General features: G+C 66.6%; 14 protein-coding genes. 6 read left to right on the forward strand and 8 right to left on the reverse strand.

Annotated elements, in window-relative coordinates; translation table 11 throughout:
• Positions 1–50 precede the first annotated feature (50 nt).
• A complete protein-coding gene (locus IEW15_RS08235) occupies positions 51–545 on the forward strand; it encodes a hypothetical protein (RefSeq protein WP_188576699.1) in 495 nt (164 codons plus the stop codon).
• Here the strand turns inward: IEW15_RS08235 and IEW15_RS08240 are convergent.
• The 7 genes from IEW15_RS08240 to IEW15_RS08270 all read right to left on the reverse strand — a co-directional run bounded on the left by IEW15_RS08240 (position 502) and on the right by IEW15_RS08270 (position 8424).
• Positions 502–2151: a N,N-dimethylformamidase beta subunit family domain-containing protein gene (locus IEW15_RS08240; protein WP_188576701.1), complete on the reverse strand. Its 1650-nt coding sequence runs from the start codon at positions 2149–2151 to the stop codon at positions 502–504. The two genes, IEW15_RS08235 and IEW15_RS08240, sit on opposite strands and share 44 nt — an antisense overlap.
• Positions 2148–3083, reverse strand: coding sequence for an aminotransferase class IV (locus tag IEW15_RS08245; RefSeq protein ID WP_188576703.1), 936 nt, complete (start codon positions 3081–3083; stop codon positions 2148–2150). Before IEW15_RS08245 ends, IEW15_RS08240 begins: the two co-directional genes overlap by 4 nt.
• The gene (locus tag IEW15_RS08250; RefSeq protein WP_229707929.1) at positions 3080–3727 is read right to left on the reverse strand and encodes a TetR/AcrR family transcriptional regulator; all 648 of its coding nucleotides are present in this window, start codon (positions 3725–3727) and stop codon (positions 3080–3082) included. The genes IEW15_RS08245 and IEW15_RS08250 overlap by 4 nt, the downstream gene beginning before the upstream one ends.
• A 137-nt stretch (positions 3728–3864) precedes the next feature.
• On the reverse strand, positions 3865–4617 hold the full coding sequence (locus IEW15_RS08255; RefSeq protein ID WP_188576705.1) for a pyridoxine 5'-phosphate synthase: 753 nt from the start codon (positions 4615–4617) through the stop codon (positions 3865–3867).
• A gap of 144 nt (positions 4618–4761) precedes the next feature.
• Positions 4762–6294 carry a glucosylglycerol-phosphate synthase gene (gene ggpS / locus IEW15_RS08260; protein ID WP_188576707.1) on the reverse strand — a complete coding sequence of 511 codons (1533 nt, stop codon included), beginning with the start codon at positions 6292–6294 and terminating at the stop codon, positions 4762–4764.
• 76 nt (positions 6295–6370) lie between these two features.
• The gene (locus tag IEW15_RS08265; protein ID WP_188576710.1) at positions 6371–7093 is read right to left on the reverse strand and encodes an HAD family hydrolase; all 723 of its coding nucleotides are present in this window, start codon (positions 7091–7093) and stop codon (positions 6371–6373) included.
• Positions 7093–8424: an NAD(P)H-dependent glycerol-3-phosphate dehydrogenase gene (locus IEW15_RS08270; RefSeq protein WP_322111488.1), complete on the reverse strand. Its 1332-nt coding sequence runs from the start codon at positions 8422–8424 to the stop codon at positions 7093–7095. Before IEW15_RS08270 ends, IEW15_RS08265 begins: the two co-directional genes overlap by 1 nt.
• Positions 8425–8861: 437 nt before the next feature.
• On the opposite strand from IEW15_RS08270, the gene IEW15_RS08275 reads away from it, so the two are divergent.
• The 5 genes from IEW15_RS08275 (at position 8862) to IEW15_RS08295 (ending at position 14163) form a co-directional block, all read left to right on the forward strand.
• A complete protein-coding gene (locus IEW15_RS08275) occupies positions 8862–10505 on the forward strand; it encodes an alpha-amylase family glycosyl hydrolase (RefSeq protein WP_188576712.1) in 1644 nt (547 codons plus the stop codon).
• A 38-nt stretch (positions 10506–10543) separates the two neighbouring features.
• Positions 10544–10996, forward strand: a complete 453-nt coding sequence (locus IEW15_RS08280) for a GFA family protein (protein WP_188576714.1) — start codon at positions 10544–10546, stop codon at positions 10994–10996.
• A gap of 117 nt (positions 10997–11113) precedes the next feature.
• On the forward strand, positions 11114–11884 hold the full coding sequence (locus IEW15_RS08285; RefSeq protein WP_188576716.1) for a FadR/GntR family transcriptional regulator: 771 nt from the start codon (positions 11114–11116) through the stop codon (positions 11882–11884).
• An 80-nt stretch (positions 11885–11964) separates the two neighbouring features.
• Complete coding sequence (locus tag IEW15_RS08290; RefSeq protein WP_188576719.1) at positions 11965–13113, forward strand: CynX/NimT family MFS transporter; 1149 nt, start codon at positions 11965–11967, stop codon at positions 13111–13113.
• Between the two features lie 90 nt (positions 13114–13203).
• Positions 13204–14163: a CPBP family intramembrane glutamic endopeptidase gene (locus tag IEW15_RS08295; protein WP_188576721.1), complete on the forward strand. Its 960-nt coding sequence runs from the start codon at positions 13204–13206 to the stop codon at positions 14161–14163.
• 66 nt (positions 14164–14229) lie between these two features.
• On the opposite strand, the gene IEW15_RS08300 is transcribed toward IEW15_RS08295, so the two are convergent.
• Positions 14230–14460: an MbtH family protein gene (locus tag IEW15_RS08300; RefSeq protein WP_188576723.1), complete on the reverse strand. Its 231-nt coding sequence runs from the start codon at positions 14458–14460 to the stop codon at positions 14230–14232.
• Positions 14461–14496: the final 36 nt, after the last annotated feature.

The following is a 14496-nucleotide window of genomic DNA, read 5'->3' on the forward strand; positions in this document are numbered from 1 at the left end:
CGGCGTGGGATGCATGAACCGTCTTGCAACCCTCGCCGCCAGAGGTCCAGGTGCCTGTCCGCCATATCCGCGCCGTCATCACCGGCTTCACCCTTACCGTGGCCGTTGTCGGCCCGGCGACCGCGGTCGATCGGTTCGATATCCTCACGCAGCGCCCGGGCGATGCCCAACGTCCGGGCGAAGTTCGGCGTCCGGGCGAAGTTCGGGCGTCACTGTATACGACCGTCACCCGGCAGGCCGGGGGCGCGATCGATGCGTCGGCGGGCGGCCCGGTCCGGATGCCTTACAACCTGTCCGTCGTCGGGCGGGTGATCGAGCATCTGGGCGTGGACGGGGCGCGTGCCTGGGTACGGGCCGTGGCGGCCAGCCATGCCGTCGGCGTGCCTGCAGCCGCGACCCCTGCAGCCGCGACCGGCCAGACGATATGCGCCAAGGCCGACGTCGTCGTGACCGGGACGGATGTGTCGGAACGGGCACCGTCGCCGGTGCCCGCCGGTTTGATCACATGCGGGGTGCGCAGAACCGGGCAAGCACGTTGCGGGTGACCGCCACAGTGTACGGGTCACCGGTGATCAGCCCGTTGACCCATTCGCAGGTGCCGGCGGTGAACACCTCGCCGGCGCCCTTGGTGAAGCTGACCACCATGCCGCTGCCGCGACTGTGCTTGCGGACACTCTCTTCCGAGTCGTCATCGGTCAGCAGGGATGTCCGGAAACGGGCATCGGCGTCGCCCAGCATCAGGGAATAGGCGTCCTCGGGCCGGCCGCCTTCACCCAGGGTCGCCCAGCCCATCGCCAGGATCTGCAGCCCCGCCGGCGCGCCATCGGTGCCGGTGGGTTCGGGCAGGCCGTCGGTGAAGGTATAGTCCAGCCCGTCCATCTCGAAGCCGAAGATATTGGCCTCGTCACCGAACATGTCGGCATAGCAGAGCCCGGTACCGGCGAAGGCCCAGTGTTCGGGCCTGAACACCGTGAAGCCGCGCGGTGCCCGCCGCGCCATGCCGCCGAAGGCCGCATAGATGCCGCGCAGCGCATTGACCCCGAACGTGGCGGCGCCAGGCCAGCCGACCATCGGGTCTTCCCAGGCGCTGGTCAGCCGGCTGGTGTCGCCACTGGCCATGACCGGATCGCGGGCGCGGGCGTCGTATTTATAGGCCACCTGCCGGCGCATGCCGTCTTCCAGGCGAATCTGCCACAGGAAATTGCCGGCGAAACGCGCCACCCGGCCACCCTGCTCGACATAGCGGTCGACCACCTCGCGCATCTCACGCGACCAGTATTCGTCGTGGCCGACGAACACCACGCAGTCATAGCCATCAAGGGCGGCCGGATCGGCGTGAAGCTCGTCCTGGGTCAGAACCTCGACGCCATGGCCCTCACGTTCGGCCCAGTGCAGAAAGGGCCGTTCATAGGACGCCCAGCCGGCGAGCGCATAATATTTGGTGAAGCCGTTGAGGAAGGCCCATTCGACGCAGTCATAGCGCGCCGGCCCCGGTGCCCGTGGCCGCAGCGCGTTGACCGAGCGGGGGGCATCGGATGGCAGCCACACCTGGCCCCGCGCCCAGGGGCGCATGGCCGACAGCAGCGGCGATCGCCCGCGCGGCGTGCCGGGGTTGAGGCCGAAATAATGGTTGGCACCACCCCAGTCGTTATAGGCCGCCCAGGTCGAGGTGGCGGCGACCAGGGCGATCGATCCTGCCCGCGCGGTGCCGTGCACGATGATCAGATGATGGCCCAGCGGCCGGCTGTCCGGTGCCGATGCATCCAGGATCTCGATCAGATAGCCGCCCGAGGGCAGATCGGCCGGGATGATCCAGCTTTGAAACAGCGGCCAGTCGCAGCCGGTTTCATAGGCACGCTCCGGCGCCGGGTGGAAAGCGGCGGCGCGAGGCTCGGTTTCGGCCACGACCATCGGGGTGGCCCTGTCGTGCAGGATGCGCAGCCGGACCGAGGCGACGGTGGCCGACAGGAACAGGTCGACCCTATCGCCCGCGTGATAGCTGCGCCGGTCGGAATAACACCAGGCGGCCGGCGTGCCGGCCGGATCGGGCCGCTCCACCCATAATTCGCGCGCGGCATGCCGTGCGCCCGAGATGGCGGCCGGGCGCAGATCGCCACCCGGCCGGTCGCCCCGTGCCGAGCCCGAACTCATGGCTGCACCGCGAGCGGGCGCACCGGGGTGCGGTAGCGGTCATCGTCATGGGCCTGCCAATAGGCATCATGCAATTGCATGGTGATCGGTCCCGGCCGATCATTGCCCAGGATGCGGTTGCCGACCCGGGCGGCCGGCATCACACCGCCGGCGGTGGTGGTGGTGAAGACCTCGTCGGCATCGTCGAGCATGGCGCGCGGGATCGGAGCTATGGCGGCCTCGATACCCCGGTCGGCGCAGATGTCGAGCACGGTGCGCCGGGTGATCCCCTCAAGGCTGCCGCGATCCGGCGTCAGCACCCGGCCATCCTTGATGATGAACACGTTGAAGCCCGGGCCTTCGGTGACGAAGCCGTCATGGTCGCACAGGATGGCAGTGTCATAGCCATGGTCATGGGCTTCCAGCAGACCGGAGGTCAGGTCGCTCCACTGATAATTCTTCACGGTCGGGTCGACCGAGGCGTCGGGCACGCGTGGGGTGCCTGAAATCCACAGATGCGCGCCGCGCGCCTGGACATCCTTGGGGATGACGTCGATCCACGGGATCGCATAGGCGATCAGGTGGTTCTCGCAATCCTCCGGGCGGCGCGATCCGGCGACGCGCGGGCGGCCGCGCAGGCAGGCCATGGCGACATAGGCATCGCTCAGCCCCGACAAGGCCACGCAGCGATGCAGCACATCCTCGATCGCCGCCCGGTTTTCGGCCGGCACCAGCCGGCGTCGCGCCATGGCGCGCTCGAAGCGGTCGAGATGATCGGCCAGCCGGAAGAACGCGCCCCGATGGACATGCACCACGTCGTAGACGACATCCGAGCGGGTGAAGCCCCAGTCGGTGACCGGGATCACGGCGTCGTCCATCGGCACGAAGCGGCCACGGATATAGGCGGCACCGCCGGCGAAGGGGGTGGTTTCAGGCTCGGTGCGGTCGGTCATGGCAGCATCCCCAATGGATGATCGCGCCGGGGCGCGTGCTCGGCGATATAGAGACGAAGATAAGCCACACGGGCGTTGAGCGACTCCGCCGCCATCTCGTCGGTGACGTCGCCGTCGCGGGCGAAAGACAATGCCCAGATCGCGTCGCCGATGGTCATCGACACCGGCAGCGCCCGTTCCAGCGGCGCGCTGCTGGCCACCACGAAATGGCGCAGCAGCCGCTGATACTGGATGCGGCCGATTTGCAGGTTGGCATCCAGATCCGCCGATCGGATCTGCCATCCGCCCTCGGCCCCCAGCAGCAGCCGCATGGCGACCGGATGGGCACGATAGAAGGCGAGCGCGCGGCTGCAATGGATGCGGAACAGGTCTGGCCAGACGGTCAACTGGCCATGATCGACATCTTCGGCAGCCAGCGCCTGGAAACGGGTCATATAGCGCCGGGCCAGCTCGAACAGCAGCACCTGGGCGTTCGGGACGTAATGATAGAGCGAGGCGGGGGGAAGCCCGGCCGCGGCCGCGACATCGGGCAGGCTGATCGCGATCGTGCCGCGCGTCGCGATCAGGGCCTCGGCGGCATCGAGGCTCTGTTCGAAACGCTCGCGGCTGCGGCGTTGCTTCGGCGGATCGACAAGTGCCGACATCAGCGGATGCCCTCGGTCTGTCACAGGCTGACGGACAATCTGAAAGCCGAAATCATTCGACTTCCGGCCGAGGGTATCGCGGAGCTACACGATCATCAATCGTCAAAAACCGATTTAATTCGGTTCTGCCGCGGCCGTCATCCGGCGTTGAGGATGTCCAGATACCGGCGCACGGTCTCGTCCCAGCCGAGGTCGAGCGCTTCGGCGGTGATGGCATGGCCGATCGACACTTCCAGGCAATTGGGCGCGCGATGGAGGAAATCGCCCAGATTGGCCAGATTGAGGTCATGGCCGGCATTCATGCCGATGCCGGCGGCTTCGGCCGCGGCGGCGGTGGCGGCCAGATGGGGTGCTGCCGTGGTGTCGAAAGCGGGCGTGCCCCAGGCCATGGCATAGAGGCCGGTATACACCTCCACCCGGTCCAGCCCCAGGCGCCGGGCCTTGGACGGGGCGGCGGGGTCGGGATTGATGAAGGCGGCGATGCGGGCGCCGGACGGCCGGACCAGCGCCAGACCATGGGCCAGCTCATCGCCACGGGTGTCGAAATCCCAGCCCTCTTCCGAGGTGCGGGCGCCGGGCGCATCGGGAACCAGGGTCACCTGATGCGGGCGGACGCGGTTGACCAGGGCTGCGAAATCTTCGCTGGGATAGCCTTCGATGTTGAATTCGGCGCCGATGACCTCGGGCAGGTCGCTGGCGAACAGGGCGGCCAGATCGTCGACGTCGCCAAGCCGGATATGGCGCTGATCGGGGCGGGGATGAATGGTGATGCCATGGGCGCCGGCGCGCAGCACCCGCCGCGCGGTCGTCACCACGCAAGGGTAGCCATTGTCACGCTGGTTGCGCAGCAGCGCCACCTTGTTGAGATTGACGCTGAGCTTGGTGGTCATGGCGGCGGTCCCCTGAAGATCAACCGCCCCGCCGGTTCCACTGACCGGCGGGGCGGGGCACAGCATATATCTTCAGGCGGCCCGCGGGCGACGGAATGTTGCGGCAATCGCGCGCGCCGCCGCCCGGCCCCCAGGGCGGACCGATCAGCCGGCCTTCAGCGTCGCCGGATCGGTGGTCTGGTCGAACTGGCCGATTTCGGCGAAGCGCTCGAAGGTATGTTCGGCCCAGCGCGCGACGTCATAGCGGCGCACGGTCTCGTACATCGCCGCCATCCGGGCGCGTGCCTCATCCGGCGCCATGTCCAGCGCCTGATCCATCGCCGCGTCCATCGCCCGTTCCGAATAGGGATTGGCCAGGATCGCCTGCGGGAACTCGATGGCGCAGCCGGTGAATTCCGACAGCACCAGCGCGCCTTCCTGGCCGCGCTTGGCCGCGACATATTCCTTGGCGACAAGGTTCAGACCATCGCGCAAGGGCGTGATGACGCAGACATCGGCGCGGCGGTAATAGGCGATCAGCTTCTCGAAGGGAATCGCGTTCGAGAACAGCAGGATCGGCGTCCAGTTCAGCTTCGAGAACCGGCCATTGATCCGCCCGACCAGGGCCTCCACCTCGCGCTGGGTGTCGCGATAGATCCGCATGCCGGTGGCGGCCTGCACCGACACCACCATCAGCTTAACCTTGGCATGCAGTTCGGGGCGCCGTTCCAGCAGCCGTTCATAGCTCTGCAGGGTTTCACGGATGCCCTTGGTGTAATCGGTGCGCCCCACCGCCACGATCAGCCGGCGGCCGGCCAATTCTTCGGTGATCTCGTCCTGAAGCGTCTGGTTTGCCTCGGTGTCAAGCACCTTGGCCACGAATTGGGGATTGGTGCCGACGGGGAAGGCATCGATCCCCACCCGGCGGCCGTTATGGCGGACAGCGGTCGGCACCTCGGGTTCCGACAGGGCAAGGCCGGCTGGCGACATGCCGTCTTCCACCCGCACGCTCTTGTCGACATGCACGTCGCGCAGCGCGCGCGCGACATCGGCGAAGTTCTTGGCATAGCGCGGGATATGGAACCCGACCAGATCGCAGGCCAGCAGGCTGTCGACGATCTCTTCGCGCCAGGGCAGGATGTTGAAGATATCCGGCGCCGGGAACGGCGTGTGGTGGAAGAAGGCGACCCGCAGATTGGGCTTGATCTTGCGCAGATAGCCCGGCACCAGCCACAGATTGTAGTCGTGCACCCAGACCAGGGCGTCGTCTTCGGCCTGTGCCGCGGCCGCTTCGGCAAACAGCCAGTTCACCTCGCGGAACGTGTTCCAGTCGGTGGTGTCATAGCGGAACAGCCAGGGGAAGGAATGCAGGATCGGCCACAGCGCCTCCTTCGAGGTGACGTGGTAGAACATCTTGACCTGATCGGCGGTCAGCGGCAGGCGTGAGACCGCATATCTGCCATAGCTGTCTTCGATCTGGATGACGCGTTCGAACTTGTCCTGGCGTTTGGGGCTGACCTGTTTCCAGGCCACCCAGGCGCCTTTGCCTTCAGGCACCCGACCGAAAAAGCTCTTCAGGGTCGGAACGATTCCGTTGGGGCTCTTGTTCTCACGATAGACAATCTTGTCGCCGACCACTTCCTCTTCGTAAGGCTGGCGGTGATAGACGATCACGAGTGACGATTTCTTGGCAGTCATCCCTGTCCCTTTCGATCTCGATGCGGTCTCGACCCGGCAGCGGGGCGCCCAGACGGTGCTGGAATGCCACCGCGGTTCAGGTGAGGCCGAAATGACGGATCGCCTCGGCGATACCGGCGGCACCGTGGCCGGTGCTGCGGTAGACCCAGGGCTTGTCGGTGAGCTGTTCGACCAGGGGCGGTTCGGAATTGCCGACGGCAACCCCTTTCAATCCGGTCTCGAACAGCGAAAGGTCATTGAGCGTGTCGCCGGCGACCAGAACCCGGTCGGCCGGCAGGTCCAGCGTGTCGATCAGCTTCAGCAGGGTCGGCCCCTTGGCCACGCCCTTCGGCAGAACGTCCAGAAAGGTACTGGCTGACAGCAGCCAGTCGAAGCCGGCATCCTCGATCTTGGCCAGCGTGCGGGGATCGAGCGTGTCGGGGTCGTACCAATAGCTGACCCGGCGCTCGAACGGCGTCGGCTGAAGCCGGATGCCGGGTTCGGCGGCCAGCATGTCCTTCACGCGCGGGCCGGCATTGTCCCACAGCGCGCCGATCGGTCCCTGGACCTCGTGCACGATCTGAAAGTCGCGCCCGGCCACCACCGTGGTGCCGACATCGCCGATCACGTAATCAGGGTGCGGCATGCCGGGCTCGGCGACCAGTTCGCGAATGAAGCCGATATCGCGGCCGCTGACGAAGATCAGCAGCGCATCGTTTCGCGCCGACAGCGCCTGATACAGATCGCGCCGCTCCTGATCCGAACCGCCAAGGAAGGTGCCGTCGAGGTCGGTTGCGAGTATGAGATTGTAACGGGTCATCATGCTTCCGTAATCGCGGTCAAAAGGTCGCCGGCATCGCTGTCACCGGTTCGGGCACCGGTTCGGTCATCGGCCCGGTTGCCGGCATGGGCGGGATTGCTGAGCGCAACCACCGGCTCCAAGGCGCGGCTTTCGGCGCGGATCGGCCGGGTGAGCAGGGCGGTCATCGCGGCGTCGATGTCGAGCCGGCCCTTGATGATGGCGTGCACCGCCTCGCAGATCGGCATCTCGACCCCCAGCCGCCGGGCGAGGGCCGTGACCGTCTCGGCGTTGACGGCGCCTTCGACCACCGCCGATTTGCCGGCCAGCGCTTCATCGGGCGTGGCACCGCGGCCCAGTGCCAGGCCGAAGGTGAAGTTGCGCGACTGCTCGCTGGAGCAGGTGAGGGTCAGGTCGCCGATGCCGGCCAGGCCGGTCACGGTTTCGCGCCGGCCGCCCAGTGCCTGGGCCAGACGTTTCAGTTCGGCCAGGCCGCGGGTGATGATTGCGGCGCGCGGATTGGAGCCGAGCCCTCGCCCGGCGGCGATGCCGCAGGCGATCGCCAGCACGTTCTTGACGGCACCCCCGACCTCGACCCCGGTCAGGTCGTCGGAGAGATACGGCCGGAAGTCGCGCGTGCTGAGGGTGACGGCGATGCGTGCCGCCAGCGACGATGCCAGTGCGGCCCCTGCCTCGTCGGCGTCGATCAGTTCGTCGTCGTCGGCATCGTCGGTGCGCTGGACGTCGGCCGAGGCGATGGTGACCGCGGTCGGCTGGCCTTGCGCCACTTCGGCCGCGAAGCTCGGGCCCGACAACACCGCCTGCGGCCGATCGGGCATCGTCTCGGCGATCACCTGGGTCATCATCAGCCCGGTGTCGCGTTCGATCCCTTTGCTGCAGATCACGACCGGCACGCCGGGCGCCAGATGGCGCTCCACATCCGATGCCACCGCGCGCAGGAACTGCGACGGCACCACCAGCAGCACCAGATCGGTGCCGTTCAGCGTTTCGGCAAGGTCATTTCCAACCCGGATCGCGGCCGGCATGTCGTGGTCTGGAAGAAAGGGATTGCGACCCCCGCTATTGATCGCGGCCACGGCATCCGCTTCGCGGATCCACAACCGTGTGGCACAGCCGGCGCGGTCGGCGACCATGGCCAATGCGCTGCCCCAGGCGCCGCCGCCGACCACCGTGACCGTGCGAAATGGCTTCAGCCGTGCGGTCGGGGTCTGCTGATCGTCGGGGAGGGGGGACGGGGAGGGGAGAGGTGACGGGGATGGTGCGGGATGCGCGCCGGGGCGCGGAGCGGCGGTGCTGCTGTTGGAACTGGCGGCGATGCCGTCGGTCGTCACGTGTGCGGTGCTCCCTTGCCGGTGAAGCCACGGGCTGCCGGAAGCCGGCCCGAGGCGGGACGCCGGATCTTGACAGATCCGAGGCGGGACGCCGGATCTTGACAGATCCGAGGCGGGACGCCGGATCTTGACAGATCCGAGGCGGGACGCCGGATCTTGACAGATCCGAGGCGGGACGCCGGATCATGACAGGCTGCCAGATCACGACGCGATGCCAGGACGTGCCTGGACATCATATGTGTTGCGGTGCAGCGAAAACCAAGGTCGGCAGGTCGTCAAAAACCCGGTTCCGCCGTCGCCGCACAGGCCGTGCGCGGATCGGTCTGCCATGGGAATGAATGATCCACGGCGTTCATGAATGTTCGACGACGCCCGATCCGCGCTATATGAACTTAGCACAGGGCGCGATTTTGCGCGACAGCGAAGGGGCAGCGAGAATGCAGTGGTGGCGCGGCGCGATTATCTATCAGATTTATCCGCGCAGCTTTCAGGACACGAATGGCGACGGCATCGGCGACCTGCCCGGGGTGACCCGACGGCTGAGCCATCTGGCTTCGCTCGGCGTGGACGCGCTGTGGATCTCGCCCTTCTTCAAGTCGCCAATGGTCGATTTTGGCTATGACATTGAGGATTACCGCGAGGTCGACCCGCTGTTCGGCACCATTGAGGATTTTGACGCCCTGCTGGCCGAAGCCCACCGTCTGGGGCTGAAGGTGGTGATCGATATGGTGCTGAGCCATACCTCTCAGCGGCACCGCTGGTTCCAGGAAAGCCGGCGCAGCCGCGAGAATGCCCGGGCGGACTGGTATGTCTGGGCGGACCCGCGCCCCGACGGCACGCCGCCCAACAACTGGCTGTCGATGTTCGGCGGAAGCGCCTGGACATGGGAGCCGCGGCGCCGGCAGTATTATCTGCATAATTTTCTGCCCGAACAGCCCGATCTGAACCTGCATCTGAGGGCGGTGCAGGATGCTCTGCTCGATGAATGCCGGTTCTGGCTGAACCGGGGCGTCGACGGTTTCCGGCTGGATGCCTGCAACTGCCTGACCCACGACCTGGATCTGCGTGACAATCCGGTCCGGCCGGCAGGCATGGCGCCGACCGAGGCGGTCAGGCCATCCAACCCGTATAATTATCAGATGCATGTCTATAACAAGTCGCGCCCCGAGACCCTGGAATTCCTGGGCCGCCTGCGTGCGCTGACCGATGAGTATGGCGACATCCTGCTGATCGCCGAAATTGCCGCCGACGACAGCCTGTCGGTGATGCGCGACTATGCCGGCCCGGCGGCACCGCTGCACACCGCCTATTCCTTCGCATTGCTGGGCCCCGAATTCGACCCGCGCACGGTGACCGGCGCCGTCGCGGCCTTTCATGCCGAGGGCGTCGGCAACCGGCCCGGCCGCGATGGCTGGCCCAGCTGGGCATTCAGCAACCACGATGTCGAGCGGGTGATGTCGCGCTGGGGCGGGCGCGATGCGCCGGCTGATTTCGCCAAGGCCCTGATCGCGCTGCTGTGTTCCCTGCGCGGCACGGTGTTTCTGTATCAGGGCGAGGAATTGGGGCTGCCCGAGGCAGATGTTCCCTACGAGCAGTTGAAAGACCCTTACGGGTTGAATTTCTTTCCGGATTTCGCCGGCCGCGATGGCTGCCGCACGCCGATGCCCTGGGATGACAGCGACCGCCATGCCGGATTCTCGACCGTCGACGGTTGGCTGCCGATCCCCAACGACCATCTGCGTCGCGCCGTGGGCGCACAGGCCGCCGATCCGGCATCGGTGCTGTCGTTTACCCGCCATTTCCTGCGCTGGCGCGCGGCGCGTCCGGCGCTGGTCAGTGGCGATATCGACATCGTGGCGGCCACCGAGGACGTGATCTGTGTTATCCGGACCCTCGACCGCCGCCGCCTGCTGGTCGCCATCGAGCTTGCCGGGCGCGGCGGATCGGTCGATCTTCCCGAGACGGTCGTTCAGGTCGAGGAAGATCATCATCTGGCGCTTGGCTGGGTGGAAGGCGACCGCATCATCCTGCCGCCATATGGCGCCGTCTTCGCCTGGCTTGAAGACCAGCTTGTGGCCTGATCCTGATGACCATGGCCCAGGCCGAAGGAGATCCCCCGATGAGTGACGCCACCACCGCCAGCGTCAGCGGCACCTGCCGATGCGGCTCCGTGACGATCGCGGCTGCCGGCCCGCCGCTGATCACCATGGCCTGCCATTGCCGGGAGTGCCAGCGTATGACCGGCAGCGCCTTTTCGCTGAGCAGTCTGTATCCCACCGACCACTTCCAGGTGACGGCAGGTGAGCCGGTGCCCTGCAAGGTGGGGGCACAGACCACCCATTATTTCTGCCCGCAATGCCACAGCTGGCTTTACAGCCAGCCGGTGGGCATGGAGCAACTGGTCAATATTCGCGCCACCCTTCTCGACGACGCGGCCGGCTTCCGTCCGTTCATGGAGGTGTATACCAGCGAGAAACTGCCCTGGGTCAATCTGCCGGCCAGCCACAGCTTCGAGAAATTCCCGCCGATGGACGCCTATCCGGCGCTGCTTGCCGAGTTTGCGGCAGCCTGATCACACCGGCCCGGCCCTGCATGGATCGCAGGGCTGGGCTCCTCCCGGCAATCTGGAATCGTGAATCGAAACATCGGATGATTGGATCAATCATCGATACCACCGGAGCAGCCCCTGATGTCCATGCCCGCCGCCATCAACCGCCGCAGTCTTGTCGACGCCGCGATCGAGGAGTTGCGCGCGCAGATCACCGAAGGCACCTGGGCGGTTGGTGGCCGGATTCCGCCGGAACCGGAACTGGCCCAGGCACTGGGGGTGGGGCGCGGCACGGTTCGTGAAGCCGTGCGGGCACTGGCCTATCTGGGCATGCTGGAGGTGCGCCAGGGCGACGGCACCTATGTGCGGGCAATGGCCGAACCTGGCCAGACGCTGCGCCGGGTGGCGCATGCCGGCCATCGCGATCATCTTGAACTGCGTGCGGCGCTGGAGATCGAGGCCGCACGGCTGGCGGCACTGCGCTGCACGCCCGCGGCATTGGCGCGGATCGATGCGGCCCTGGCGCTGCGCGGCTCGATCGAGCCGGCGCCATCGGATCCTGTCGCCTTCGACATCTATATCGACCACGACATCGCCTTTCATGTGGCGGTGGCCGAGGCCGGCGGCAATGCGGCGCTGGCTGAACTCTATTGCTGGTTCACCGAACAGTTGCGGCGCTATCTGCGCCTGTCTCTGGCCGATCGCACCCTGCCCGAGCCCAGCCTTGCGGCGCATGTGGCGGTACGCGATGCCATTGCCGCCCGCGACCCTGATGCCGCCGCACAGGCCGCACGCGACCTGCTGGCGCCGGTGGTGACCACGGTTGAACAACGTCTGGCGGCAACGATGCCGCCTGCCCACACCTCTTCCCCCCCGTCCCGGACCCGTTCCATCGAGGAGCCGCAGTCGTGAATGCGCCGTCCCCCCATCGGCATGCAGGTCGTCCGGTTCAGGACGCGCCATCAGCCACCACACCACGACCGGCAGCGCCCATGACCGCCGTGCTTCTGGTCGTGGCCATCGTGCTGGTGGCCTTGAACCTGCGGCCGGCCCTGACCAGCATCGGGCCGCTGCTCGGCACGGTCTCGGCGGCGCTGGGCATCAGTTCGGTCACCGCCAGTCTGGTCACGACGCTGCCGGTGCTGTGTCTGGGCGCGTTCGGACCGGTGGCACCGCTTCTGGCGCGCCGGATGGGGCTGCCGGCGGCGGCCGTGGTCGGGTTGGTGATGATCGCGATCGGCGTGGTTCTGCGCGGCTTTCTGGGCGCGCCCGGCCTGTTTGCTGGATCGCTGATGGCGGGTGCCGGCATCGGGATCACCGGCGTGCTGCTGCCCGGCGTGGTGAAGCAGGCCTTTCCCGAACGGGCCGGCCTGCTGACCGGCATCTATACCATGGCGCTGTGCGGTGGTGCCGCGGTCGCGGCCGGGCTGACCGCGCCGATCGCCGAGGCATCGGGCAGCTGGACGCTGGCGCTCGGGGTCTGGGCGGTGCCGGCGATTGTGGCGGCACTGGTGTGGTGGCCATCGGCCCGCCATCTCGACACACGCTCGGGCCATCGTCCCGCCGCCGGTACCCGGCTGCTGGCCTCGCCGCTGGCCTGGTCGATCACGCTCTATATGGGCCTGCAAAGCTCACTCGCCTATTCGGTGTTCGGCTGGCTGCCCAGCATCCTTCAGGATCGCGGCGTCAGCGTCGTGACCTCGGGGCTGGTGGTGTCGATGTCGTTGCTGGTGCAGACGGCAAGCGCGCTGGTGGTGCCGATGATCGCCGCCCGGCGGCGCAACCAGCAGGTCTGGGTGTTGGTCATCATGGGTGCCACGCTGGCCGGTATCCTGGGCATGATGTGGGGGCCGATCGCCACCATGTGGCCCTGGGCGGTGGTGCTTGGCATCGGCCAGGGGGGCAGCTTCTCGCTGGCACTGGTGATGATCGTGCTGCGTGCCGGCGACGCGATGACCGCGGCCCGGATGTCGGGCATGGCGCAGAGCGTCGGCTATACGCTGGCGGCGCTGGGTCCGCTCGCCATCGGCATGATGCACGAAATAACCGGCGGCTGGGACAGTGTCGGCTGGTTGTTGACCGGCATCGGTCTGGTGGCATTGGTTGCCGGTCTTTATGCCGCGCGTGATCGCACGCTCTGAACCTTTACGCGAAGGTAAGCTGTCATTTATTACCGCTGATACAGGTTGCCAACTTCATGACCTGTCGCGCAAGATTGGCGCGGCGCCGGCATGGCCGGGCGCGGCACTCTGGCGAATGAGGCGATGATGCGCGAGGCGGATGGCAGGGCCCAAGGGCACGAGAATGCGTATCTGGCACAGGGGCTGATCGGGCGCAGCGGCACGCTGGTCTATATCGTCGGCATCCTGACGATCCTGCTGGTGGTGCCATTGCTGGCCGCGCAGGTGATCGGCCCGATCCAGATGAAGCTGATCAGCACCTTCGGGCCGCCGGATGCCACCGTCAACCTGTTCGCCACCAAGGCCAATATCGCCGGCTTTCTGATCTGGATGGCGATGTTCCCGATCTGGATTCTGGGCGTGTTTCTGGTGGTGCGGCTGCTGAACGCCCGGCCCTTCCTGACCCTGATTTCGCCTGAGCGCCAATACAATCTGCGGTTGATCGCCAAGGCGTTCATCATCTATCTGCCGATCGTGCAGGCGTCATCGCTGGCCGGCATGTGGTTGCAGGGATCACCGATCGATCTGGAACTGGCCTTCGAGCCCGCCGGCTGGGTGGCCGGGCTGGTGTTGGGCGGTTTCCTGTATCTGATTCAGGCGACATCGGATGAACTGGTGTTCCGTGCCTATCCGCTTCAGGGGCTCTATGCCGGCATCGGCCGCCCGGTTGTGGCGGCCGTCGGCGCGTCGGTGATTTTCGCGGCCTATCATTACAGCCCGAACAACACGCCGATGGTTTATGTCAGCCTGTTCGTGGCCGGGTTGTTCGCGGCGGCGCTGACCGTGAAGGCCCAGCGGCTGGAGCCGGCGATCGGCGTGCATCTGGCCAACAACATGGCGTTGTTCTCGATCATCCAGAACCCTGAAGTCACGCCGGCCGAGCCGATCTGGCGGCTGATGACGCCGGCCGGGATGTCGTGGTGGATGGTCGCCACCGCGATCGCCGCAGCCCTGATCTTCTGGGTGGTGTTTTTCCGGCTGGCCGGCGGTGTGAAGAGGGCCAGAACGTGAAGAGTATCAGAGCCTGAGCGCGCCGGCGCCGGTTGACCGGCGCCGGCCGTTCCGGCCAAGGGCTGGTCAGTCCGTTTGCCGGGCCTGTTCGGCCTCCATGGCCTTGCGCAGGCTCAGTGGCCGCATGTCGGTCCACACCTCGTCGATATAGGCCAGGCATTCGGCCTTGGGGCCCGACTTGCCGACCTTGTTCCAGCCAAGCGGCGTTTCGCGATCGGCCGGCCAGATCGAATACTGCTCTTCGTGATTGACCACGACCTCATAGATCGTCGTGTCTTCGGTATCATCCCAGCTCATCGGATCATCTCCCGGATCTTGGGGGCGGTTGACAAG

The organism is Tistrella bauzanensis, assembly GCF_014636235.1.
Lineage (GTDB): Bacteria > Pseudomonadota > Alphaproteobacteria > Tistrellales > Tistrellaceae > Tistrella > Tistrella bauzanensis.